We start from the raw sequence: 488 nt of genomic DNA, 5'->3' as shown, positions 1-488 counted from the left end.
TCGGCCTTGCTCATCACACTGTCCATCGGTCTCACCTCGGCACTCAAGTTGGCGCGGGGCGGATGCTTCCCGAGACGGCTTGGTCTCCACCCGCCCCGCGAGGGAGAGCGTACCACGTAACTCGAACGTGTGTTCGAATAACTGTCGGTCCTCGGCGGCAGCCAGGTTCGGGGTGAAGGCCGCACAGCAGCTCGAGGACCTCTCCATCGCGGAGAGCCGACGGACCGGTGGTCTCGGCGACCATCAGCGCCAAGCCCCGATCCCGGCCGCGGCCGCCCACCCGGCCGGAAAATCAGCGCAGCGCACACCGATTGTGGCCATTCGTGTCCACGCGCACGTGCTGTTGCCGCCGTGCGGGTGATCGCCCGGGATACCGTGCACGGGTGCACCCGTAGCCTTTGCTGGTGTCCGCTCCCTCCGGCGACCTCCCCGTTGAGTGTGCCAATCTGAAGTGGCCCCACCTGGAGCCGTAGTGCTGGCTTGAAGTG

The 488-nt window shown here is 66.8% G+C and carries 1 protein-coding gene; it reads left to right on the top strand.

The genetic code is table 11. The features are described 5' to 3' along the window. The first annotated feature begins 172 nt into the window (after positions 1-172). Positions 173-361, top strand: coding sequence for a hypothetical protein (locus tag P3H15_RS54545; protein ID WP_276144903.1), 189 nt, complete (start codon positions 173-175; stop codon positions 359-361). The last annotated feature ends 127 nt before the right edge of the window (positions 362-488 follow it).

Origin of the sequence: Rhodococcus sp. T2V, assembly GCF_029269925.1 — a bacterium.
GTDB lineage: Bacteria > Actinomycetota > Actinomycetes > Mycobacteriales > Mycobacteriaceae > Rhodococcus_F > Rhodococcus_F koreensis.
This window is presented reverse-complemented; position numbering and strand designations above follow the sequence as displayed.